The organism is Caballeronia insecticola (assembly GCF_000402035.1).
In the GTDB taxonomy this organism is placed as follows: Bacteria; Pseudomonadota; Gammaproteobacteria; order Burkholderiales; family Burkholderiaceae; genus Caballeronia; species Caballeronia insecticola.
Map to the genome: position 1 here is coordinate 1 of NC_021287.1, position 21,748 is coordinate 21,748.

Here is a 21,748-nt window from a genome sequence, read left to right on the forward strand (position 1 = left end):
GCAAGCGCGATGGCCGGAGGTTCAGGAATTCTGTTTTCGCGGAACCCGCTATTTAAACCGTTTTCCTATTGACCGTCAATAGGTTAGCGAGAATCCGCAGCCGGCAGGGTGCGTTTCGGGGCGCTCCGGCGCGCTGATGTGTCCCTGTGGATAACTCGCGCGCAGCCCCTGTTTGGCGTTAGAATCTCGCCTTACTCCCAAATATCCGCCCGCTGCTTCGGCCCGCCGTTCGCCCGCAAACCCTTGCGGCGTAAGCCTCCGGAGCACGTCTGCTCGGCTGTGCCGGGACTTGCCGACGCATTTCGGCAAGCACGGCCAGCAGGTGCGCGGAGCAACCAAAACGACCGCATTCGATGAACGATTTCTGGGAACACTGTTCCGCACTGCTTGCGCGAGAACTTACGCCGCAGCAGTACGTCACGTGGATCAAGCCGCTGACCCCGGTCGACTTCGATGCCGCCGCGAACACCCTGCGCATTGCCGCGCCCAACCGCTTCAAGCTCGACTGGGTGAAGAGCCAGTTCTCAGGCCGTATCGCCGATGTAGCGCGCGAATTCTTCAGCGCGCCGATCGATGTGCAATTCGTCCTCGATCCGAAGGCGACAGCGCGCAATGCTATCGGCGGCGGTCCGAACGCCGCGCCGCGCGCGAGTGCGCAAGGCGTGGCGGGTGCGTCGGGCATGACCGCCGTGCCGCGTGCGCCGGCGCCGTCGGCGGCCGTGCCGCAAGCGCCTTCGGTCGTCGCGCATGCCAATGCCACCGCGCACATCAACGCGCTGGCCGCCGAAGCGGCCCAGCACGCGCAGGCCACGCAGGAAGACCAGGCCGATCTCGACCTGCCGAGCCTCGACGCCAACGAAGCCGCCGCGGGCCGGCGCACGTGGCGCCCGGGCGGCGCTTCGGCGGCGGGTGAAAACGATTCCGCGTACGAGCGCTCGAAGCTCAATCCGGTGCTCACGTTCGACAACTTCGTCACCGGTAAAGCGAACCAGCTTGCGCGCGCGGCGGCCATTCAGGTCGCCGACAATCCCGGCATCTCGTATAACCCGCTGTTTCTGTACGGCGGCGTGGGCCTCGGCAAGACTCACCTGATTCACGCCATCGGCAATCAGCTGCTGATGGACAAAGCCGGCGCGCGCATTCGCTACATTCACGCGGAGCAATACGTGTCGGACGTGGTGAAGGCGTACCAGCGCAAGGCGTTCGACGACTTCAAACGCTATTACCATTCGCTCGACCTGCTGCTCATCGACGATATTCAATTCTTCTCCGGCAAGTCGCGCACGCAGGAAGAGTTCTTCTACGCGTTCGAGGCGCTCGTTGCCAACAAGGCGCAGGTCATCATCACGAGCGACACGTATCCGAAGGAAATCTCCGGCATCGACGACCGTCTGATCTCGCGCTTCGACTCGGGTCTTACCGTCGCGATCGAGCCGCCCGAACTGGAAATGCGCGTCGCGATCCTGATGCGCAAGGCGTTTTCCGAGGGCGTGAGTCTCTCGGAAGACGTGGCGTTCTTCGTCGCGAAACATCTGCGCTCTAACGTGCGCGAGCTCGAAGGCGCGCTGCGCAAGATCCTCGCGTATTCGAAGTTCCATGGCCGCGACATCACCATCGAGCTGACCAAGGAAGCGCTGAAGGACCTGCTGACGGTGCAGAACCGCCAGATCTCGGTGGAGAACATCCAGAAAACGGTCGCCGACTTCTACAACATCAAGGTCGCCGACATGTACTCGAAAAAGCGGCCGGCCAATATTGCGCGCCCGCGCCAGATCGCGATGTATCTGGCGAAGGAACTGACGCAAAAGAGCCTGCCCGAGATCGGCGAACTGTTCGGCGGCCGCGATCACACGACCGTGCTGCACGCCGTGCGCAAGATCGCATCCGAGCGAAGCACCGACGCGCAACTGAACCACGAACTCCACGTGCTCGAGCAGACATTGAAGGGCTAAGGCGCGGCGAAGAACGCACGCTTCAAATATTGCGCGCGAAAGCCTGTTTTTTAACGATAACGCCCCCAATTTCAGGGGGCGGTTCCGTTTTCAGGCACAATATAGGTTTAGCCGCCCAAGGCCTGGGCGGCTTTGGCGTCACGCTTTCGCGAGTGACCGGCGGGGGGCCGGCAACGCGGGTACGAGGTTGTCCGTCGGCCAATCAGGTGGCGAAACCGGCGGGCGGGCCGTCACATCAACGAAGGAACTCTATGCAACTGGTCAAGACCGAACGAGACAATCTTCTAAGGCCGCTGCAAACCGTGAGCGGTATCGTAGAACGCCGCCATACGTTGCCGATCCTCGCCAATCTGCTCATTACCAAGAACGGCGCGGATGTGTCGTTCCTCTCGACCGACCTCGAACTCCAGATCACGACCCGCGCCGATTTCGGCGTCGGCAGCGACCAGATTGCCACCACGGTCGCCGCGCGCAAGCTGCTCGACATTCTGCGCGCGATGCCCTCGGGCGAAGTCGTGCTGGACCTCTCCGACAAGCGCCTGACCGTGCGTTCCGGCAAAAGCCGTTTCGCGCTGCAGACGCTCGCCGCCGACGAATTTCCTACCGTCAATCAGGCTACTGACTTCGGCGCGAGCCTTTCGGTTCCGCAGAAAACGTTCCGCCAGTTGCTCGGCATGGTGTATTTCGCCATGGCGCAGCAGGACATCCGCTACTACCTGAACGGCATGTTGCTGGTGGTGGACGGAGACCAACTGATGGCGGTCGCGACCGACGGCCACCGTCTCGCGTTCTCGTCGATGAAAATCGAAGGCTCGTTCGCGCGTCAGGAAGTCATCATCCCGCGCAAGACCATTCTCGAACTGCAGCGCTTGCTCGAAGACATCGACGACAACCTGCAGATCGACATCGCCGCGACGCAGGTGAAGTTCAGCTTCGGTCAGGTGGAACTGGTGTCGAAGCTCGTCGAGGGCAAGTTCCCCGATTTCCAGCGCGTGATTCCGAAGGCGCACAAGAACACGTTCGAAATCGGCCGCGAGGAACTGCAGCGCTCGTTGCAGCGCGCGGCCATTCTGACGTCGGACAAGTTCAAGGGCGTGCGCTGTCTGGTGGAACCGGGCCAGCTCAAGATCATGTCGACCAACGCCGACCAGGAAGAAGCGCAGGAAGAACTGGAAATCGCGTATCAGGGCGACAGCGTCGATATCGGATTCAACGTCACGTATCTGCTCGACGTGCTCGCGAATCTGAAGGTCGACACGCTCAAGGTCAGCCTCGGCGACGCCAATTCCAGCGCGCTCATCACGATTCCGGAGAACGAGGAATTCAAGTACGTGGTGATGCCGATGCGTATCTGACGCACTCACTACCTTAATCACTCCAAGGGGCGGCGCGCCCCTTTGGCGTTTTTAAGGTGTTTCGAAAGTTCGGGCAGTAACCCAGGCAGTGACGCAGAACCGGAAAAAATCCATGACTGAAAACACAAATTCGCAACCCGACAACAAGCCTGACAACAGCTATGGCGCTTCGTCCATTCAGATCCTCGAAGGTCTGGAGGCAGTGCGCAAGCGGCCGGGCATGTATATCGGCGATACGTCGGATGGCACCGGTTTGCATCACCTCGTTTTCGAAGTGCTGGATAACTCCATCGACGAAGCGCTCGCCGGCTATTGCGACGACATTCACGTCACGATCCACGCGGACAACTCCATTTCCGTGACCGACAACGGCCGCGGCGTGCCGACCGGCCTGAAGCGCGACGACAAGCACGACCCGAAGCGCAGCGCCGCCGAAATCGTCATGACCGAGCTGCATGCGGGCGGCAAGTTCGACCAGAACAGCTACAAGGTCTCGGGCGGCCTGCACGGCGTGGGTGTGTCGTGCGTGAACGCGCTGTCGGAGTGGCTGCGCCTCACGGTGCGCCGCGACGGCAAGAAGCACTTCATGGAGTTCCACCGCGGCGTCGTGCAGAACCGCGAGATCGTCGAAGAAAACGGCGTGCAGTATTCGCCGATGCCCGTTGTCGGCGACACCGAAAACCGCGGCACCGAAGTGCACTTTCTGGCGGACGCGACCATCTTCGGCAATGTCGAATTCCATTACGACATTCTCGCCAAGCGCATGCGCGAACTCTCGTTCCTGAATAACGGCGTGCGCATTCGCCTGACCGACCAGCGTACCGGCAAGGAAGACGATTTCGCGTTCGCGGGCGGCGTGAAGGGCTTCGTCGAGTACATCAACAAGGCGAAGCAGGTGCTGCATCCGAACGTGTTCTACGCGACGGGCGAGCGCGAGAACGTGACCGTCGAAGTGGCAATGCAGTGGAACGACAGCTTCAACGAAAGCGTGCTCTGCTTCACGAACAACATTCCGCAGCGCGACGGCGGCACGCATTTGACCGGCCTGCGCGCGGCGATGACGCGTGTCATGAACAAGTACATCGTCGATAACGAAATCGCGAAGAAGGCGAAGGTCGAGACGACCGGCGACGACATGCGCGAAGGTTTGTCGTGCGTGCTGTCGGTGAAGGTGCCGGAACCGAAGTTCAGCTCGCAGACGAAGGACAAGCTGGTGTCGTCGGAAGTGCGCGCGCCGGTCGAGGAAATCGTCGCGAAGGCGCTCGAACAGTATCTGCAGGAAACGCCGGTCGACGCAAAGATCATCACGGGCAAGATCGTCGATGCGGCGCGTGCGCGCGATGCGGCCCGCAAGGCGCGCGAGATGACGCGGCGCAAGGGCGTGCTCGACGGCATCGGGTTGCCGGGCAAGCTCGCGGATTGCCAGGAGAAGGATCCGGCGAAGTCGGAGATTTATATCGTCGAGGGTGACTCGGCGGGCGGGTCGGCCAAGCAGGGACGCGATCGCAAGTTTCAGGCTATCTTGCCGTTGCGTGGCAAGGTGCTGAATGTGGAGAAGGCGCGGTTCGACAAGCTGATTTCGTCCGAGCAGATCGTCACGCTGGTGACGGCGCTTGGGTGCGGCATCGGCAAGGAAGACTACAACCTCGAGAAGCTGCGCTATCACCGCATCATCATCATGACCGACGCGGACGTGGACGGCGCGCACATTCGTACGTTGCTGCTCACGTTCTTCTATCGGCAGATGCCGGAGATCGTCGAGCGCGGCTTTATCTATATCGCGCAGCCGCCGCTTTACAAAATCAAGGCGGGCAAGGACGAGCGTTATATGAAGGACGCGCACGAGCTCAACCAGCATATGTTGAAGCTGGCGTTGCAAGGCTCGGAGCTGGTTCCGAGCGAGGGCGCCAGTCCGATTTCCGGCGACGCGCTGGGCGAACTCGCGCGCGCGTATTTGCTGGCGCAGGCGGTGGTCGACCGGTTGAGCCGCATCTATGATGCGGCGGCGCTGGAATCGGTGATGGATGGCGCGGTCATCGATCTGTCGTCGCAGGAAGCGGCCGAGGCAACGGCCAAGCGTCTCGAAGAGCGGCTGCGTGCGGATCCGCTGAAGCCGGAAGTCACGGTCGAGGCGGCATATGACCAAGTGCGCGAGGTGCGGTCGCTGCATGTCAAGCGGCGCCATCATGGCAATGTGAAGGTCACCGTGTTCGATGAAGACCTTCAACTGACGGCGGATTACAAGCAACTCGTGTCGACGGCGGACACGTTCAAGGGCTTGATTGGTGCTGGCGCGCTCATCAAGCGCGGCGAGCGGTCGATGGCGGTGTCCGATTTCAAGAGCGCGATGAAGTGGCTCATCGCCGATGCGGAACGCAACGTCAGCAAGCAGCGCTATAAGGGGCTTGGCGAGATGAACCCCGAGCAGCTCTGGGAAACGACGATGGATCCCAACGTGCGGCGTTTGCTGCGCGTGCAGATCGAGGACGCGATTGCGGCCGATGGTATTTTCACGACGCTCATGGGCGATGATGTGGAGCCGCGCCGGGCGTTTATCGAAAGTAATGCGTTGCGGGCGGGGAATATTGATGTTTGAGGGTGTAGGTTGTCAGAGATAGTGAAAAACGTGTCGCTGAGATGAAAATTGTTTCTCAGCGATCGTGAAAATTAGGTCACTTCTATGGCCCGGTCGACTATCGATGTCTTCCGGGCTATGCTATTTCCGGCGTCTGCGAATCTGCAAAGGGGCAGGCCTCACACAAGTCGGCTGTTCCATGGAGCGACGCTCAGGAATGTTCGTTCTTCGTCGTCGGGTTCACGAACCTCCAGCAAACCCATCTTGACCAATGCGTGCACGTAGCCGCACAGTTTCTGGCCGTAGTCGTTTAGACGAGCGCCAAAAACGAATTCGCAGTATTCGTTCGCAGCGTTCGGACCGAAGACTTTCTCTCCGTTCTTCAGCGTATAGAGCATGCCATCTTCGGCCAGTTCTTCCTCGCCCCAACGATTCATAAATGTCTCAGGCTCGTAGTCGTCGATGTTGAACAGGTCGAGATACGGGTAGCTCGCTTCGGGATCGATGCCGCCGTGTTCCCAGTGCTCATGCACGATGTCCCAGCCGTCGTCGGCATCGCCATCGAAATTCGCGGGGCGCTCGGCAATGCGTAGTTCGTGCCGCATCTTGCTGAGCCACTTCGTCCACAGCACACCGTATTCGACATCACGTTCGCCGGCCGTTCCAATGGCGTAGATCAGGTTGTAGTCGCGGTGAATCAACCGCGTGTCTTCTTGCTCAGTACCGAGCGCCTTCGCCCACTGAGCGATGTCGGCATAGCGGAGCAGGATTGCGAAAGCCTGCTCATCCAGCACACTCGACGCCGGAACCGTGACGCGGGCCGTCTTCTGGTCTAGTGCGAGGATGCCGCGCCCCCATTGATTGGTGATGTACTCCTGCAGGTTCATCACCAAGAACTGATCGGCCGACTCGACGTACACGACGAGGTGCGTGGGTTCCTTGTCGAGATACCAATGCCGCAAGTGTTCGATATCTAACGACAGATGGATCGCCTTGTCTGCTTCAAACTGCTGCTTCGATAGCGTCGATGCCATCACGCCTTTCATCTGGAACCATACGAGCGCGTTGGTAACCTGCTTCTTGCCGGATTTCATGTCCTTGGTGAGGTGCACACCAATGTCACGCGCTGCCCTATCTCGCTCATACTTGACGAAAACACCGTGATTGGTGGCCAGTTGCTCGAACTTGGCCATGTAATTCTGCTCGAATGCATCGGTCTTTCCGACTACTAGCATGGATGACCTCCTTCGTATATTTGAGTGTCAGGAATTGGACGTTCGCGTAGATCTCAAACCAAGAATAATCCCAATGCAATAAATATTGCACATTGCACCAGTGAAAGTGACTTGGCTTAAATTCAAGCAAAATTATCTATATATTTCAATGCGTTGGGAGTGCTGATTAGTGCGGCTAGTTCGGGCTAGAAAAATACTGCAATAATCATTGACCGCGCGCCGACATTCAATAAAATAACGTCTTTGCTGGGAAAAGATGCTAATTTAAAGCAGGACTCTGCTCGCCCGATGAATTTGCGGCGAACAAAAAATGGAGGAAAGAATGTAAAAACGGAGCAAACCTCTTTATTAGAAGCTTGCCCCGCTAGTGGGAGCTGGCGCTACCCGATCTGGACAATCGAAGTATCGTCAATCCCCCGCCTGCGGTCAAGTTTTTGCGCCCAATTTTTTCTGATCTCGCAAGTCGAGAGGGTTTAATGCGCCCTTTTAATTTGCAAGCGGAGCGAATCATGCAGAACAAACCGCATGCCGCCGTCAGGCCGACGGCTAGGCAGGGGATTCATCACGTCCCCGCACGACAAGTCGTCCGGCCTACCGGTGGGATTTTCCGCGGCCGTTTTCCTTCCCAAAAGTCAGGCAGAACAGTGGCGTTCGAGTCATTGATCGAGCGTGACGCATTGCTTCTCTTCGAGTTCTCTCGCGGAGTCGTCAGTTATCGCGAACAACCCTACTCGATTTATTACTCGTTCGAAGAAAAAACGCGGAAGTACACACCGGACTTTGAACTTACTCTGGCCAGCGGCGCTGTACTCCTCATTGAGGTCAAACCAGAAGAAAAAGCGCTTGCGCCAGACGAGAAAGACGGCTCCGGCGTATTGGGGAACATTTTTCCCAGCTTGGCGTACCTTTTCGGGTCTTGACGGACAGTCAGATTCGTGACGGCGCACTCCTGCCTAACCTGAACACATTATTCCCCTATCTAGGCAAACCGTTGTCCGGCCTGCAACGAAGACTGGCTGTCGCACCGCTGCTTGATGAGCAAATGCTTACCGTTGGACGCGCGAGCGCTCGTCTCGGTTCTACCGCGGCAGTTTGGCAATTCCTTGCTCAAGATCTGCTGACCTGCGATCTGCGTCAGCCATTGCGTGAATCGACCGCCTTGTTCGTTCAAATCCGCGAGCCGAACGATGAAGAACTATATTTTTAAAGTTGGGGTGTCCGTCGTAGTGGATGGTCAAGATCATAGGATCGTGCAGCTCACGGCCGACGGACTAGCACACCTGACAGCGGCGTCCACCGGTGCCATAACAGTGACGTCAACTACCGAGTTGCAGAAGCAATATCAATCTGGCCGGCTCCGCTTACTGCCCTGACTGTGCATATTGACGCATGCGAAGAAGGCCTCGAGAGTCGCCGGCGGTTGTATCAATGGGGTACGACTATCGTAAGAGAAGTATCTACGCAAATGCAAATGCACGGCTCTTCTACGCGGGTGGAGTCGGACTGGCTGGCGAAGGCCGTAAGATCCAAGGACCGGAAACGGCTCGAAGCGGTCCAGGAGCTCTCGCGGCAAACACATACGTCGAGGCAGACCACCCGCAAGGGGCAGAGAGATGCATGGGTAGATATCAATCGGCAAATTGCCCGTGTCGTTCGCGATCTTGCGCCGGAAGGATCGAAGGGGAAGTTCTTTGAACGCTACTCCGAGGGCGAAAATACAGGTCGCCTCGAGCTGGCCGAGTGGCTCAAGCGACTTTTCGCCGAAAATCGGGACAAACACATAGCTTGGTTTGACCCGTACATGGAAGACGTCGGCGTAGCGCTGATCAATCAGTATGGGTTCAGCGAGGGCAACTATGTCATTTTTACGCAGAAGCTCGATCTGCAGCTGGTTGATACATGGCACGAACATATCCTCTACTGGAACTCGCTTGGACCGTTAGAGGATCAGCCTGACACTCTGGTTGGCACTCGTATTACCAAGCTTGTCTCAGCTTGCCGAGCATGGAAAGAGCAACTGAGCAGCCTCCGTATGAAAGTGGTTGGTCTGCCGGAGGGAACTTTACACGATCGAATGATCGTGATCAGAGACGAGCGAATGGAGCCCGTCGTTGGCTACCACCTTTCGAACTCGATTCAGAAGGCGAACGAGAACTAACCAAACATCTCTGCGCCGCTGATCAAATGCACGCCGTCGCGCAAGATGACGTTGCACCGGTACTCGCCATTCGGGAACCGCACCACGCCACCGCCACGAGCCGCCAACTCATCGATGGCGGCTTGGATAGCCACGCTATCGTCAGCGCGACCATCGCCTTTTGCACCGTATCGCTTGGGGTTTGCCCAGCCATCATCGAGTTCGGCCGCTACGGTGCGTGCCTTGTAGCCGATTAATGATGCGCCATCGGGACCGTTGAATTGAGGGAGCGCGTCTTGTAGTTGGCCGTATGTCGCAGCCTGATCCGTCTGCGAAGCGGGGTCATCTTGGATCGCAGCAATCGTATTTGCAGCGGCGAAGTTCTGCTTGAGCAACGCGGTAGTGCCGCCGTCGATTGCATTGCCCGTCTCCGGCCCGAGGTCTTCGATGCCGACCACCGAGAGTGCGTCACTCGACTTAGCCCAGATCGCGCCATGGCGATACGTCACGGTGTACCCGCCGCCGGCTGCGAGCGTGCTTGCGCCAGCATCGCTCGGTGTGTCGCCTTCGAAAATGAGCAGCGCCTCATCTTCCTGATTCTGAAAGCGATACTGATGCCCGACCAGAAAGTCATTCGGCGCATCCAATCGAACCCAGTCGCCCGGGGGAAGTTGAACTTTGTATAACAGGGACATGTGTCTTCCTTCAGTGTGTTGTTTGGAGGTCTCGGAATCCACGATTCGTGCGCATCCGGATGGCGCGGCGCGCTTCGGAATCGGTTGCTTGCGAGGAGGTGCGCACGAGCTCGGGATCGCCGTAGGCCTTCAGGAATAGTGCGGCCATGACGCGGTTCTGAGCCCCGCGGGTCGGCGAGCCATCCGGGTTCAGCATGCCCAGGCTCGCTACCGGCATCGCATGAACCAATGCGCTCACCGCGGCATGCGTCGGATCGTTCGCGTCATGGAAGTCGAGTGCCCAAGGTTCACCGCGCCACGTCGTCGGGTGCCTGCTCAACGGGCTGAAGCGCTGCCGTGTCGCTGACGTTCGACACGTCGCCGATGTCTGGGCGTCACATGCTCGCGTCATTCGTTGGCCTCCAAAGAAAAAGCCGACCGGAAGCGGCTTAGGTTAAAACGTGGGGCGCTACGCGCCAGATGCGCAAAGGAACGGCTGGTGCGCGACTCCGCACGCCCGAAAGCGCGCTCTTCTCATTGGCACCGAGCAGCGCACGGAGCTGTTCGAGCGTCTGCGCGGTGCGTCGCAAATTGGCGATGACGGCCTCGCTCGGCGTGTTGTCGATGCCGCGACGTGCCGCGACCCGGCTCGGCGTCAGTTCGTCGAGGGTGAAATGCGCTGTCAGATTCATGCCGCTCCCGCTCAGTAATCGACAGTGTTTCGACGCACTTCGATGTCGACGTTGCCCGCAGGTAGCGCCGTCGACGTCGGCGCAAGATTCAGCAGGATCACGCGCACATTGTTGTTCGAGTTCACGTACGCGGACATCACTTCGATTGCGGTGCCGATCTGATCGAACGACACTGAGGCTTGGTCTCCTTTCTTGACTCCGGCGATAGAAAAATTTGTGGTGAGCGTGCCCAAACTGCTGCTCGTGCTGCCGGGCACGGTAACGGGGCCGAACGGCTGAATCGATTTCATCGCGTAACGTCCTTTCGGGTAAATGCCGGATGACATCGACAGTCCGGATGCCGACTGCTCAAAAATGCCGATGTTTGGGTTATTCATTGCGACCGCGCATGCGAATGCCGGCACGCCGTAATCGGAGTTGTTTCGTCGAAAGCGCATCGCGAACGTTGTGCCAACAAGTCCCGCTTCGAGACGCGCTATCACCGCGCTCGGCGGAAGCTGGAACGAGTTATCTTCGAAGTCATGGTTCGCGTTATAGGTGTCGCCGCCTGTCCCGTACACGTAGATCGCTTGCGACCCGACGGCGACGTTGGAGACGTTACCGGTGTTGCCTTTGATCTTCACGCCGATGCCGCAATACACGCGGATCGGATCGCACGTGTTGTTGTCGATGTCGAAGTGATTGTTTTCTACTGTCGTCGACGACGGCGCCCCCTCCGGCTGTCCGACGCTCGGGTCGCCCTGATCAGTGATGATTGCTGCGGGGTTCTGCGATCCGATCATCAGGCATGGCACTGAGTTACTCGCTGCCGACTTCTTGAACGTGTTGCCGTAGGCGCGATTGCGCAGGCCATTCGCACCGGTCCTTCCGATCATCATTCCGCCGTCGTTTGGCTCGCAGAACGTGTTGTCGAACACGTTCACGTCACTGCATCGGAGCGCGTTGATTGCTGGCCGGATCGATCCATCCGCGACTGTCGAGCGATGTCCGTAAATCTGATTCCCGAAGACGTTACCGCCGATGCCGCGCGCGAAGTAGATCGAATGCCGTGTCGCGTTGATGATGTGATTTTCGAAGATCTGCGCGCCGATCGGTTGACCGGAGCCATCGGCGAAGTGGATGCCGTAGCCGGCGCCAGAATCGACGCCGACCGTGCCGTCGATCACGTTCTGAAAAATGCGCGCGTTCCGGAAACTGCCGCTGAGATTCGCGTTGCACGAGATGCCATTGATGCCGTTCTTGACGTAGTTCCGGTAAATGAACACGTTGCTCGCGACGATACCGCTGTTGCTCCAGATTCCCGCGTGGCCGTTCGCAAGCACGCCATCGCAGATGAAGCGGCCGCCGCACACGTGCAGCGCGTCGACTGTGCCGAAGAGTTGCAGACCCAGCTTCGAACCCGCCGCCGCGGTGCCGTGAAACTTCAGCGTCGTTCCCGCGAGATCAAGCTTTACGCCGCTGCCCGTGAGCCGGAGATTTCCGCAGTTGAGCGTGCCGGGAGCACCCTTGAGCACGCCACCGACGCGCGATATTTCGTCAAGCGCGTTCTGGATGTCTGCTGTGTGATCGTTGTCGTCAGCGCGGATCGGCCAGTCCCGCATATCGACGACCTGATCGAGCTTGCTCTGGAGATCGAGCAGCATAGTGCCCGGCGCATTGCGCTGATAGCCGATTAACGATGCGCCATCGGGACCGTTGAACTGAGCGAGCGCGTCTTGCAGTTGGCCGTATGTCGCAGCCTGATCCGTCTGCGAAGCGGGTTCATCTTGGCTCGCAGCAATCGCATTTGCAGCGGCGAAGTTCTGCTTGAGCAACGCGGTAGTGCCGCCGTCGATTGTATTGCCCGTCTCCGGCCCGAGGTCTTCGATGCCGACCACCGAGAGTGCGTCACTCGACTTAGCCCAGATCGCGCCATTGCGATACGTCACGGTGTACTCGTCGCCGGCCGCGAGCGTGCTTGCGCCAGCATCGCTCGGTGTGTCGCCTTCGAAAATGAGCAGCGCCTCATCGTCCTGATCCTGAAAGCGATACTGATGTCCGGCCAGAAATTCATTCGGCGCATCCAATCGAACCCAGTCGCCCGGGAGAAGTTGAACTTTGTATAACAGGGACATGTGTCTTCCTTCAGTGTGTTGCTTGGAGGTATCGGTATTGGGCGGATTCAACCAGTCGTCGCAACACTATATTGTTGAATTAATCTTAAGTAATCCTACAAAAACTTAATTGACGCCTTCCATCCAAGAATTTTCCGCGGCCTTGAGTTTAACGTATTAACAATGGCGTGGATCTCCCGATCACTCCACGGGGACAGGTCTGTACCCCTTGGAAAGTATTGTCGTAGAAGGCTGCTGGCGACCAAAACTCGCGAATGTCCTAATGTAATAGTTAGATATACTAAAAAAACATGAGGCGATCGATCGAAGATGTTTCGCAGAGAGGGTTTTAAGCGCAGCGTTAGCGGGCGTTACATATGAGGCGTTCAGCGCAGGTATCATTGCTTCGCCTGAGCTCTTTGCACCTGACCCATTCAGGCGGCAGCTTTCCATCATCGAGGCGGAAGCGGGTGGTCGTCTCGGCGTGTTTGCGATTGATACAGCTTCGAAACGGACGCCGAGCTATCGCGCCGACGAGCGCTTTCTGATGTGCAGCACATTCAAGGGAATTCTCGCAGCGCAGGTATTGGCGCGCGTTGATCGCGCGGAAGAGTGGCTTGACCGTCTTGTGCGCTATTCGAAGAAAGACCTGACTTTGCTTTACCTGTCACCCACTCGAACGTCGCGCGAGGCGCGATGTCAGTCGGAGACCTCTGGCGCGCCGTCCTCGAAGGCAGCGACAATACAGCGGCCGTGCTGCTGATGAGAAGCGCGGGCGGCCCCTGCTTTGCCTCGCGCTGCGCCAAGATGGGCGACTGCTCGGGGTACACCACTAGAGGGCTTCGTTAAACGACGGTGGCTCGGCGTCTCGACGCGGACGCCGGACGGCTCCTCCTTTGAAAAACCGTGGGCCTTTTTTGCGAACCATTGATATTTATAAGGTGCCGAAGACATCTTTTCTAAGAGCCACCTCATCGAAGCCCGCGAAATTCGGCGCAGCATACGCCGGCTTTTGCGGGCTTTTTCGATCAGGAATTAGCCAACGGCCCTCAACTGCACCCAAATCTCCGTAACCAAATCCGCCGGCGCGGTCCCGCGCGGATCGTTCACATAGACCTCAAACACCGGCGCGTCCCCCGTCTCGCGCCCCGACTTCGGCAGCCATTCACCATAAAGCCACTGATACGCGAAGCAAAGCTGCGCATACGGTCCAACGTGCGTCAGCACCGCGAACTCCCCACCCGCGACCTCCACGCGCGACACCGGCGCCTCGAACTTCACCGCATCCGGCTCGAACAATTCGCAGCACGCCATCGAGCGCAATTCGTCTTCGGCGACCGCGGCGGGATCGTCGAAATAGATGCCGAGCGAGCGCGCCCGCGGATCGACGAGACCGCGCGTCGCCAGCCAGTGAAACAGCATCTCGAACGCGCGCCCGATGTTCATATACGACCCGCGATGCTCCATCGCCGCCACCGTGAACGGACCCTGACTCCGAATTTCTACCTGATGCATGGCCATACCTCCCGATCGAATCGAATCTGAAGAATCCAGCGAAACAAACATGGACGCGCCGCCTTCACTTCGGAACCGCCCCGGCGCCATCCGGTAACTCGCCTGAAACGCCCGCGAAAACGCCTGCACGCTGCTGTATCCCGCGCGCTCGGCGATCGTATCGATAGCGCCCGAGCCACGCACCAACTCGTTCGCCGCCCGATGCAGCCGCAAGCGCCGCACGGTCGCCGCGGCCGTCTCGCCATAAAATCCGTGATAAATCCGATGCCAGTGATACGGCGACAAACAGGCCACGTCGGCGAGCCGGTTGAGATCGAGCTCGTCGTCGAGGTGATCGTGGATATACGCAACCACGCGCGCGAGCCGCGCCTGGTAGATCTCGCTCATCGCCAGCTCCGGAAAAGTCATCTCGATGCAGGAAAAGTAGCACGACCCGCTTTAGCATTTCTTGCGGACTTGCGCGGACCGCAGCGGCGCAAGACGCGCGTACACTTCCGCCTTTAAGCCAAGCAAACGCGCCGCGACCCGCGCGCGATGCAATAAAGAGAACCATCACATGTTCACCTGTCGAAACCAGTCCTGCGGCGCGCAATGGGAGCTGCCGGACGTCCTCATCAAGAACGAGGGCCAGGGCCTGCTGTTCCGCTGCCCGATGTGCGGCGCGCGCAATTACGTCGAGCGCCACGACGCCGCCGATGGCGCGATCACCTACGAGCAGGTCACCGACATCCCGCCGCACGGCAAGCACTGACATCATGACGACCGACACTTCCTTCAGCAGTCTGCCGCTCTCACCGGCCATGCAGTCGAACCTGCAGCAACTCGGCTACGAGACGATGACGCCGATCCAGGCCGCGAGCCTGCCGCCCGCGCTGGCGGGCCTCGATCTCATCGCGCAGGCGAAGACCGGCAGCGGCAAGACCGCCGCGTTCACGTTGCCGCTGCTCACCAAGCTCGATGTCAGCCAGTTCGCCGTACAGGCGCTCATCCTCTGCCCGACGCGCGAACTCGCCGATCAGGTCACGCAGGAAGTCCGCCGGCTCGCGCGCGCCGAGGACAACGTGAAAGTGCTGACGCTGTGCGGCGGCACGCCGATGCGTCCGCAGGTCGCGAGTCTCGAACACGGCGCGCATATCGTCGTCGGGACGCCGGGCCGCATCATGGATCATCTGGAGCGCAGCACGCTCGCGCTCGATGCCGTGCGCACGCTCGTCCTCGACGAAGCCGACCGCATGCTCGACATGGGCTTCTTCGACGACATCGCGTCGGTGGCGCGCCAGTGTCCGAAGGATCGCCAGACCTTGCTGTTCTCCGCGACGTATCCGGAAGGCATCGCGAAACTGAGCCAGCAGTTCCTGCGCAATCCGCGCGAAATCAAGCTGACCGAGCGTCACAGCAGCGCGAAGATCAAGCAGCGCTTCTATCAGGTCGATGACAACGAGCGCCTGCATGCAGTCGGGCTTTTGCTCGATCACTATCGCCCGGTGAGCACGATCGCGTTCTGCAACACCAAGCAGCAATGCCGCGATCTGCTCGACGTGTTGCGCGCGCAGGGCTTCGAGGCGCTGACGCTGCACGGCGAACTCGAGCAGCGCGAGCGCGATCAGGTGCTCGTGCAGTTCGCCAATCGCAGTTGCTCGGTGCTCGTCGCAACCGATGTCGCCGCGCGCGGCCTCGACATCGCCCAACTGGAAGCGGTGATCAATGTCGACGTGACGCCCGATCCGGAAGTGCATGTGCATCGCATCGGGCGGACGGGGCGCGCGGGCGAAGAGGGCTGGGCGCTGTCGCTCGCGAGCATGGACGAAATGGGGCGCGTCGGCGCGATCGAGGAGGCGCAGCGCGCGGAAGTGGAATGGCATCCGCTGGCCGAGTTGACGTCGGCGGAACCGGGCCATCTGAAGCCGCCCATGGCGACGCTGCAAATTCTCGGCGGGCGCAAGGAGAAGGTCCGTCCCGGCGATGTGCTCGGCGCGCTCACCGGCGAAGCGGGCTTCGACGGCAAGCAGATCGGCAAGATCAACGTGATGGATCTGGTGACTTACGTAGCCGTCGACCGGAACATCGCCGACGACGCCGTGCGGCGCCTCGGCGCCGGCAAGCTGAAAGGCCGCAAAGTCAAAGTGCGGCGCATGTAAGACTCAGGCGTTCTGCGGCGGCTCGCTCGCGATGCCGTCCGCTGCCTTCGACGTTTTTCGCTTCACCAGCCGCAAGCCGCTCGCGATGCTGCCCACGCCCGCGAACCCCGCGCCGAGCGACAGCGCGAGCGCCGGCCCATGTTTCCCCGCGATGCTGAAGCACAGCGCGACCAGCGCCGCGCCCGTCGCCTGTCCGATCAAACGCGATGTCGCAATCGTGCCGCTCGCGCCGCCGCTGCGTTCGCGCGGCGCACTCGACATGAACGCCTTCAGGTTCGGCGACTGGAAGAAGCCGAAACCCGCGCCGCAGATCGCCATCCGAATGCAGATTTCCAGCGCGTGCGGCTGCGCTGGCAGCATGGCGAGCGACACCATCCCCACACACAGAATCGCCAGCCCGACGCCGCCCAGCAAGCCGGGCTGATGACGGTCGGACAGGCGTCCCGCGATCGGCGCCATCAACGCGACGAGCGCGGACCACGGCGTCATCAGAAATCCGGTCTCGACCTGGCTGCGGCCCAGCACGCTTTCGAAGAAGAACGGCAGCGACACGAACGCGAGCCCTTGGGCGGCGAACGAGCAGATGGCGGTCATCGTCGAAAGGGCGAACATCGGGCGGCGAAACAGATCGACGGGCAGCATCGGCGCCGGATGACCGCGTTCGCGGCGCAGCAGCAGCACGCCCGCGACCAGCGCGACGCCGAATGCCGCGAGCACGGTGCGCGCGGGCGCACGCTGGGCTGCCTCGCCGAGCGCGAAGATCAGCGACGCGAACATGACGACGTTGAGCGCGGCCGCGATGCGATCGAAGCCGTGCTCGGCGCGTTTGGTCTGCGGCAACGACGGCCACGCGATGGCGAGCGCGAACACGCCCACCGGCAGGTTGACGGCGAAGAGCCACGGCCAGGTGCCGAGCGAGAGCACGATCGATGCGATCGTCGGCCCGATGGCGAACGCGATCCCGACGACGAGCGCATTGAGTCCGACGCCCCGTCCGAGCCGATGCGGCGGAAAAATCGCGCTGATGAGCGCCGCGTTGACGCTCATGATCGCGCTCGCGCCGAGACCCTGCAGCAGCCGCGCGGCGACGAGCGTCGGCAGCGACCACGCGAACGTGCATAGCGCGGACGCTACGAGAAACACGACGAGCCCGCCGAGATACACGCGCCGATGCCCGAGAATGCCGCCGAGCGCGGCGAGCGGCAGCAGCGTCGCGACCATCGCGAGTTGATACGCGTTGATGATCCAGACCGAGGCGGCGGGCGTCGTGTGCAGATCGGCGGCGATGGCCGGCAGCGCCGTGTTGGCGATGGCGGTATCGAGCGTCGCGAGCGCGACCGAGAGCAGGATCGCGGCCATGCCGCGGCGCTCGAGCGGGGTCATCGGGGCGTCGGGATCGTGAGGCAGGTGTTGGGGGCGTTCTTCGGTGGGCACGGCAGCGATTTCGGATGTAAGCGGAAGAAGAATAATCCGAAACAATACGGGAAGATGCGGGGTTTCGCTGAGCGGGTGCGTGGGAGCTTTCAAATGCTTATCGGCGGCGCTTATGCTGTGTCGCTGTGTTGGTGTTTCGATGACAAATTGCGGAGAGTATGGATGGCGATTCGAATCGTGAGGCTGGGGACGCCGCGCGCGGCGGATGAAGGGTTGCGAATCGGCACGGTGCGGCGTCCGCCGCGCGGGGTGCCGAAGGCCGAGTTCGCGACGCGCGATTTCTACGATGTGTGGTATCCGGTTTTGTCACCGACGGCGGATCTGGTGACGCTCGCGCTGCACGCCGCGGACGAGAAGGAGTGGCACGCGTTCGTCAGGAAGTTCAAGGCGGAGATGGCGGCGCCGGATGCGAGCCGGACGCTGGACTTACTCGCCGCGTTGTCGCATCAGACGAACATGTCGATGGGGTGTTATTGCGAGCACGAGGAGCGGTGCCATCGGTCGGTGTTGCGGGAGTTGCTGGTGGCGCGGGGAGCGGAGGTGGTTTGAGGGGATGTCTGGATCCTTGCCTACACGGAATCCAGAAAGCAAAAAGCCCGATCGCGATGACCGGGCTTTTCGTATAAATCTGGTGGTGGGGCGTGAGTGACTCGAACACTCGACCTACGGATTAAGAGTCCGCTGCTCTACCAACTGAGCTAACGCCCCAACAGAAGCGAAATTATAGCGGAGGTTTTTTCAGAAGCGCAAGCCCTTACCCCGAAATTTCTTAATATTTTTACGAACTCGACCGAGCGCCGCTTCTACATCCGTCCCATCCAGGCCGATCCCGCTCGACAGCCCGTTATCATGGCGCATCCTTCGAGGCTCAATACAGGCAAACATGGACGAATCCGCCATTCGCGCATTGCTCGACAGCATCCTCGCCCCGTGGGTCAAGGAACTGCGCCTCGCGCCCGACACCATCGGCGAAAACGAAGTCACGCTGCGCCTGCCGTACTCGGACCACCTGCGCCACGCGGGCGGCGTGATCTGCGGTCAGGTGTTCATGGCCGCCGCCGATACTGCGATGGTCGTCGCCGTTTCGCACGTCATGGGCGGCTTCTCGCCGATGACCACGGTCTCGCTCAACACCACGTTCATGCGCCCCGTGAAAGCGGGCGACGTGCTCGTCACCGCGCGCATCCAGCGCCGCGGCCGCAATCTCGTCTTCGGCGATATCGAACTGCGCGATGCGCAAGGCGAACTCGCCGCGCACGCCACGACAACCTACGCGCTCATCAGCAAATAAATGTTCGATCAGGTCGTATTCGCCGGCGGCGGCAACCGCTGCTGGTGGCAAGCCGGTTTCTGGGACGTCATCCGGCCAGAGCTGAATCTGAAGCCGCGCATCATCGCCGGGATTTCGGCAGGCGCCGCGACGGCGTGCATGCTCTACACGAACGAGTCGCGCTGGGTGATGGACTACTACGCCCACGCGCTGCGCGACAACACCCGAAACGCGTACTGGGGCAACCTGCTGCGCGGGCAATCGGTGTTTCCGCATTACCGCATTTACCGGCAAGCCCTGCTCGATATCTTCGCCGAGCGCTTCACCTCGCTCGCGCAGGCGCCCGAGATTCGCATCGGCGTGTCGCATCTGCCGCGCTGGCTCGGCGCGCGCAGCGCGGTCGCGGCGGGACTCATCGCGTATAACATCGAAAAGTACGTGCGCAAGACGCTGCATCCGACGCTCGGTCAGGCGCTCGGCTTCCATCCGGAATTCGTCACGGCGCAGGAATGCGCGAGCATCGAAGATCTCGCCGATCTCATCCTGCAATCGTCGAGCACGCCGCCTTTCACGCCGATCCTGCGTCGCAACGGCCGCCCCGTGCTCGACGGCGGCATGGTCGACAACGTGCCGGTCGCCGCGCTCGATTCATCGCCGGGACGGGTTCTCGTGATGGTCACGCGCCTCTATCCGCGCGAGCGCATGTTCGTCGTGCCGCACGGCGAGCAGCAGCGTATCTACGTTCAGCCGTCGCGCAAGGTGCCGATTTCCAGCTGGGACTATACGAGTCCGTCCCAGATGCAACATGCTTACGATCTGGGCCGCGCGGACGGCGAGGATTTTCTGGAACGCCTGCCGCGTCTCATGGAAACCGCAGCGCATCTCGCTCGATGAACGCAAAGGAGCACGACCGTGGCGAAGAAGCACACTTACGAACTGACCGTCGACTGGACCGGCAATCTCGGTTCGGGCACATCGTCCTACGACGCTTATTCGCGCGATCACCTCGTGCGCATCGGCACGAAGACGGCGATCGAGGCATCGAGCGATCCGGCGTTTCGCGGCGATCCCGCGCGTCACAATCCGGAAGAGTTGTTCGTGGCGTCGCTGTCGTCGTGCCACATGCTCTGGTATCTGCACCTGTGCGCGACGAACAAGATCGTCGTGACGAGTTATGTCGATGAAGCCGTCGGCACCATGCAGGAAGAAGCAAAGGGCGACGGGCGCTTCATCGACGTATTGCTGCGCCCGCGCGTGACGATCGGCGCCGGCGGCGATACCGGTCTCGCGGCGCGCCTGCACGAAGAGGCGCACCGCTTTTGCTTCATCGCGAACTCGGTGAATTTTCCGGTGCGCTGCGAACCGTCGATCGAGATTTCGACCATCTGACTCCGCTCAGCGGCGGCGCGCGTGATGGAGCGCTTCCTTGTTGTAGACGCTCGACGTATCGCCCGCATCGAACGCGAGGATGTTCCTGAAGGCCGCGTCGAAGTAAAGCTCGTAGTTCTCGCGCTCCACATAACCGATGTGCGGCGTGCAGATCACGTTCTCGAGGCGCAGCAAACCGTAGCCTTGCAGGATCGGCTCCGTCTCGAAGACATCCACCGCGACCATGCCCGGCCGGTTGTGATGCAGCGAGTTGAGCAGCGCGTTTTCATCGAGCAGTTCGGCGCGGCTCGTGTTGACGAAGAGCGCAGTCGGCTTCATGCGCATCAGGTCGTCCTGCTTGACGATGCCGCGCGTCTCGTCGGTGAGACGCAGATGCAGCGTGAGCACGTCGCTCTGCTCGAAGAGCGCCTCACGGCTCTCGGCAACAGCGATGCCATCCTCGCGCGCGGCGCTCAACGAATGCTCGCGGCCGAAGACCAGCACGTTCATGCCGAACGCCCGGCCGTAGTCCGCGACCAGTTTGCCGATCTTGCCGTAACCCCAGATGCCGAGTGTCTGACCGCGCAGCACCTGACCGAGACCGAAGTTCGGCGGCAGCGCGGACGTTTTCAGCCCCGACTGCTGCCACGCGCCTTGCTTCAGGTTGGCCACGTACTGCGGAATGCGCCGCTGTGCCGCCATGATGAGCGCCCACGTCAGCTCGGCGGGCGCCACGGGCGAACCCGTGCCTTCCAGTACGGCGATGCCGCGTTCCGTACACGCATCGAAGTCGATATGCCCGCCACCGGCGCGCCCGGTCTGGCTGATCATGCGCAGTTTCGGACATTTATCGAGTAATTGAGAGCTGATGCGCGTACGTTCGCGGATCAGCACGAGCGCGTCGACGTCCGAGAGTCTGCTGGCCAACTGTCCGAGACCACGCACCGTGTTATTGAAGACCTTCACCTCGTGGTCATCGAGCAGATGGAAGCAATCGAGCTTCCGGACGGCGTCCTGGTAGTCGTCAAGGATGGCGATTTTCATGGGCTTTAATTCGCTTTTGTTAGGCATCAAACGTGCTGCTTTTTTGTCGGGCGCGAGAATAGAGTACTTAAATTCGGGTAAATACCGATCAATTGCGCTCTATCTGCGTTATTGCGCTGCATCACGGCGAACCGGCGACGCAATGTTATGCTTGTCTCCCATTTTTCAGGAGCCTTGCGTCCGCGCCAAAATAAAGAGTTTGAACGCAGGTAGCGGAAAACAGGGTAATCCGCGAGGAGACGGCCGCTTAGTATCTCTTTTTAACA

The 21,748-nt window shown here is 60.4% G+C and carries 21 protein-coding genes, 1 tRNA gene and 1 pseudogene; 13 read left to right on the top strand and 10 right to left on the bottom strand.

Going from position 1 to position 21,748, the window contains the following annotated elements; translation table 11 throughout:
- The first annotated feature begins 353 nt into the window (after positions 1-353).
- From dnaA to gyrB, 3 genes are all read left to right on the top strand, one after another.
- Positions 354-1,952, top strand: coding sequence for a chromosomal replication initiator protein DnaA (gene dnaA, locus BRPE64_RS00005; RefSeq protein ID WP_016343925.1), 1,599 nt, complete (start codon positions 354-356; stop codon positions 1,950-1,952).
- Positions 1,953-2,203: 251 nt separating this feature from the next.
- Positions 2,204-3,307 (top strand): DNA polymerase III subunit beta, encoded by a 1,104-nt coding sequence (gene dnaN, locus BRPE64_RS00010; protein WP_016343926.1) that lies wholly within the window; start codon positions 2,204-2,206, stop codon positions 3,305-3,307.
- A gap of 112 nt (positions 3,308-3,419) precedes the next feature.
- On the top strand, positions 3,420-5,903 hold the full coding sequence (gyrB, locus tag BRPE64_RS00015; RefSeq protein ID WP_044041844.1) for a DNA topoisomerase (ATP-hydrolyzing) subunit B: 2,484 nt from the start codon (positions 3,420-3,422) through the stop codon (positions 5,901-5,903).
- Positions 5,904-6,061: 158 nt separating this feature from the next.
- Here the strand turns inward: gyrB and BRPE64_RS00020 are convergent, their stop codons facing one another.
- Positions 6,062-7,117, bottom strand: a complete 1,056-nt coding sequence (locus BRPE64_RS00020) for a DUF4365 domain-containing protein (RefSeq protein WP_084675705.1) — start codon at positions 7,115-7,117, stop codon at positions 6,062-6,064.
- A gap of 509 nt (positions 7,118-7,626) precedes the next feature.
- Between BRPE64_RS00020 and BRPE64_RS31795 the strand changes: the two genes are divergently transcribed.
- The 3 genes from BRPE64_RS31795 to BRPE64_RS00035 all read left to right on the top strand — a co-directional run bounded on the left by BRPE64_RS31795 (position 7,627) and on the right by BRPE64_RS00035 (position 9,275).
- Positions 7,627-8,037, top strand: a complete 411-nt coding sequence (locus BRPE64_RS31795; RefSeq protein ID WP_051180261.1) for a TnsA endonuclease N-terminal domain-containing protein — start codon at positions 7,627-7,629, stop codon at positions 8,035-8,037.
- 71 nt (positions 8,038-8,108) lie between these two features.
- Complete coding sequence (locus BRPE64_RS32675; RefSeq protein WP_144063297.1) at positions 8,109-8,324, top strand: hypothetical protein; 216 nt, start codon at positions 8,109-8,111, stop codon at positions 8,322-8,324.
- A 138-nt stretch (positions 8,325-8,462) separates the two neighbouring features.
- On the top strand, positions 8,463-9,275 hold the full coding sequence (locus tag BRPE64_RS00035) for a VPA1262 family N-terminal domain-containing protein (RefSeq protein ID WP_269765227.1): 813 nt from the start codon (positions 8,463-8,465) through the stop codon (positions 9,273-9,275).
- Here BRPE64_RS00035 and BRPE64_RS00040 read toward each other — a convergent pair.
- From BRPE64_RS00040 to BRPE64_RS33580, 5 genes and pseudogenes are all read right to left on the bottom strand, one after another.
- Positions 9,272-9,949 carry a glycosyl hydrolase family 28-related protein gene (locus BRPE64_RS00040; protein WP_084675706.1) on the bottom strand — a complete coding sequence of 226 codons (678 nt, stop codon included), beginning with the start codon at positions 9,947-9,949 and terminating at the stop codon, positions 9,272-9,274. The two genes, BRPE64_RS00035 and BRPE64_RS00040, sit on opposite strands and share 4 nt — an antisense overlap.
- 10 nt (positions 9,950-9,959) lie before the next feature.
- Positions 9,960-10,145, bottom strand: a complete 186-nt coding sequence (locus BRPE64_RS00045; protein ID WP_144063298.1) for a hypothetical protein — start codon at positions 10,143-10,145, stop codon at positions 9,960-9,962.
- Positions 10,146-10,377: 232 nt separating this feature from the next.
- Positions 10,378-10,620 carry a D-Ala-D-Ala carboxypeptidase family metallohydrolase gene (locus tag BRPE64_RS33575; protein WP_016343931.1) on the bottom strand — a complete coding sequence of 81 codons (243 nt, stop codon included), beginning with the start codon at positions 10,618-10,620 and terminating at the stop codon, positions 10,378-10,380.
- A gap of 11 nt (positions 10,621-10,631) precedes the next feature.
- On the bottom strand, positions 10,632-12,734 hold the full coding sequence (locus tag BRPE64_RS00055; RefSeq protein WP_144063299.1) for a right-handed parallel beta-helix repeat-containing protein: 2,103 nt from the start codon (positions 12,732-12,734) through the stop codon (positions 10,632-10,634).
- 95 nt (positions 12,735-12,829) lie between these two features.
- Positions 12,830-12,970 (bottom strand): annotated as a pseudogene (locus tag BRPE64_RS33580) (IS30 family transposase); the annotation flags it as partial.
- A gap of 439 nt (positions 12,971-13,409) precedes the next feature.
- Here BRPE64_RS33580 and BRPE64_RS33590 point away from each other — a divergent pair.
- Entirely contained in the window at positions 13,410-13,562 is a 153-nt protein-coding gene (locus tag BRPE64_RS33590) for a serine hydrolase (protein ID WP_232519186.1), read from the top strand.
- Between the two features lie 186 nt (positions 13,563-13,748).
- On the opposite strand, the gene BRPE64_RS00060 is transcribed toward BRPE64_RS33590, so the two are convergent.
- On the bottom strand, positions 13,749-14,615 hold the full coding sequence (locus tag BRPE64_RS00060; RefSeq protein WP_069915700.1) for an AraC family transcriptional regulator: 867 nt from the start codon (positions 14,613-14,615) through the stop codon (positions 13,749-13,751).
- Positions 14,616-14,784: 169 nt separating this feature from the next.
- On the opposite strand from BRPE64_RS00060, the gene BRPE64_RS00065 reads away from it, so the two are divergent.
- Complete coding sequence (locus BRPE64_RS00065; RefSeq protein WP_016343934.1) at positions 14,785-14,979, top strand: hypothetical protein; 195 nt, start codon at positions 14,785-14,787, stop codon at positions 14,977-14,979.
- A 4-nt stretch (positions 14,980-14,983) separates the two neighbouring features.
- Complete coding sequence (gene dbpA, locus BRPE64_RS00070; protein ID WP_044041009.1) at positions 14,984-16,366, top strand: ATP-dependent RNA helicase DbpA; 1,383 nt, start codon at positions 14,984-14,986, stop codon at positions 16,364-16,366.
- Between the two features lie 3 nt (positions 16,367-16,369).
- Here dbpA and BRPE64_RS00075 read toward each other — a convergent pair whose 3' ends face one another.
- Positions 16,370-17,749, bottom strand: a complete 1,380-nt coding sequence (locus BRPE64_RS00075; RefSeq protein WP_016343936.1) for an MFS transporter — start codon at positions 17,747-17,749, stop codon at positions 16,370-16,372.
- Positions 17,750-17,962: 213 nt separating this feature from the next.
- Between BRPE64_RS00075 and BRPE64_RS00080 the strand changes: the two genes are divergently transcribed.
- On the top strand, positions 17,963-18,349 hold the full coding sequence (locus BRPE64_RS00080) for a DUF488 domain-containing protein (RefSeq protein ID WP_016343937.1): 387 nt from the start codon (positions 17,963-17,965) through the stop codon (positions 18,347-18,349).
- 83 nt (positions 18,350-18,432) lie between these two features.
- Here the strand turns inward: BRPE64_RS00080 and BRPE64_RS00085 are convergent.
- Positions 18,433-18,508 (bottom strand) — tRNA-Lys (locus BRPE64_RS00085).
- Positions 18,509-18,683: 175 nt separating this feature from the next.
- Between BRPE64_RS00085 and BRPE64_RS00090 the strand changes: the two genes are divergently transcribed.
- The 3 genes from BRPE64_RS00090 to BRPE64_RS00100 are packed head-to-tail and all read left to right on the top strand — an operon-like array spanning position 18,684 to position 20,459.
- Complete coding sequence (locus BRPE64_RS00090) at positions 18,684-19,091, top strand: PaaI family thioesterase (protein WP_016343938.1); 408 nt, start codon at positions 18,684-18,686, stop codon at positions 19,089-19,091.
- Positions 19,092-19,964 (top strand): patatin-like phospholipase family protein, encoded by an 873-nt coding sequence (locus BRPE64_RS00095; protein ID WP_016343939.1) that lies wholly within the window; start codon positions 19,092-19,094, stop codon positions 19,962-19,964.
- 18 nt (positions 19,965-19,982) lie between these two features.
- The gene (locus BRPE64_RS00100; RefSeq protein WP_016343940.1) at positions 19,983-20,459 is read left to right on the top strand and encodes an OsmC family protein; all 477 of its coding nucleotides are present in this window, start codon (positions 19,983-19,985) and stop codon (positions 20,457-20,459) included.
- A 6-nt stretch (positions 20,460-20,465) separates the two neighbouring features.
- Here the strand turns inward: BRPE64_RS00100 and BRPE64_RS00105 are convergent, their stop codons facing one another.
- Positions 20,466-21,482 carry a D-2-hydroxyacid dehydrogenase family protein gene (locus BRPE64_RS00105; RefSeq protein ID WP_016343941.1) on the bottom strand — a complete coding sequence of 339 codons (1,017 nt, stop codon included), beginning with the start codon at positions 21,480-21,482 and terminating at the stop codon, positions 20,466-20,468.
- Positions 21,483-21,748 lie beyond the last annotated feature (266 nt).

Excerpts from the sequence above, each read along its gene's own strand:
- BRPE64_RS00045 (WP_144063298.1), bottom strand. The coding sequence starts at position 10,145 with ATGCTGAACCCGGATGGCTCGCCGACCCGCGGGGCTCAGAACCGCGTC.
- BRPE64_RS33575 (WP_016343931.1), bottom strand. The coding sequence starts at position 10,620 with ATGAATCTGACAGCGCATTTCACCCTCGACGAACTGACGCCGAGCCGG.
- BRPE64_RS00095 (WP_016343939.1), top strand. The coding sequence starts at position 19,092 with ATGTTCGATCAGGTCGTATTCGCCGGCGGCGGCAACCGCTGCTGGTGG.
- BRPE64_RS00090 (WP_016343938.1), top strand. The coding sequence starts at position 18,684 with ATGGACGAATCCGCCATTCGCGCATTGCTCGACAGCATCCTCGCCCCG.
- BRPE64_RS00060 (WP_069915700.1), bottom strand. The coding sequence starts at position 14,615 with ATGAGCGAGATCTACCAGGCGCGGCTCGCGCGCGTGGTTGCGTATATC.
- BRPE64_RS00065 (WP_016343934.1), top strand. The coding sequence starts at position 14,785 with ATGTTCACCTGTCGAAACCAGTCCTGCGGCGCGCAATGGGAGCTGCCG.
- BRPE64_RS00075 (WP_016343936.1), bottom strand. The coding sequence starts at position 17,749 with ATGACCCCGCTCGAGCGCCGCGGCATGGCCGCGATCCTGCTCTCGGTC.
- BRPE64_RS00080 (WP_016343937.1), top strand. The coding sequence starts at position 17,963 with ATGGCGATTCGAATCGTGAGGCTGGGGACGCCGCGCGCGGCGGATGAA.
- BRPE64_RS00040 (WP_084675706.1), bottom strand. The coding sequence starts at position 9,949 with ATGTCCCTGTTATACAAAGTTCAACTTCCCCCGGGCGACTGGGTTCGA.
- dbpA (WP_044041009.1), top strand. The coding sequence starts at position 14,984 with ATGACGACCGACACTTCCTTCAGCAGTCTGCCGCTCTCACCGGCCATG.
- dnaA (WP_016343925.1), top strand. The coding sequence starts at position 354 with ATGAACGATTTCTGGGAACACTGTTCCGCACTGCTTGCGCGAGAACTT.
- BRPE64_RS00020 (WP_084675705.1), bottom strand. The coding sequence starts at position 7,117 with ATGCTAGTAGTCGGAAAGACCGATGCATTCGAGCAGAATTACATGGCC.
- BRPE64_RS00055 (WP_144063299.1), bottom strand. The coding sequence starts at position 12,734 with ATGTCCCTGTTATACAAAGTTCAACTTCTCCCGGGCGACTGGGTTCGA.
- BRPE64_RS33590 (WP_232519186.1), top strand. The coding sequence starts at position 13,410 with ATGTCAGTCGGAGACCTCTGGCGCGCCGTCCTCGAAGGCAGCGACAAT.
- dnaN (WP_016343926.1), top strand. The coding sequence starts at position 2,204 with ATGCAACTGGTCAAGACCGAACGAGACAATCTTCTAAGGCCGCTGCAA.
- gyrB (WP_044041844.1), top strand. The coding sequence starts at position 3,420 with ATGACTGAAAACACAAATTCGCAACCCGACAACAAGCCTGACAACAGC.
- BRPE64_RS00105 (WP_016343941.1), bottom strand. The coding sequence starts at position 21,482 with ATGAAAATCGCCATCCTTGACGACTACCAGGACGCCGTCCGGAAGCTC.
- BRPE64_RS31795 (WP_051180261.1), top strand. The coding sequence starts at position 7,627 with ATGCAGAACAAACCGCATGCCGCCGTCAGGCCGACGGCTAGGCAGGGG.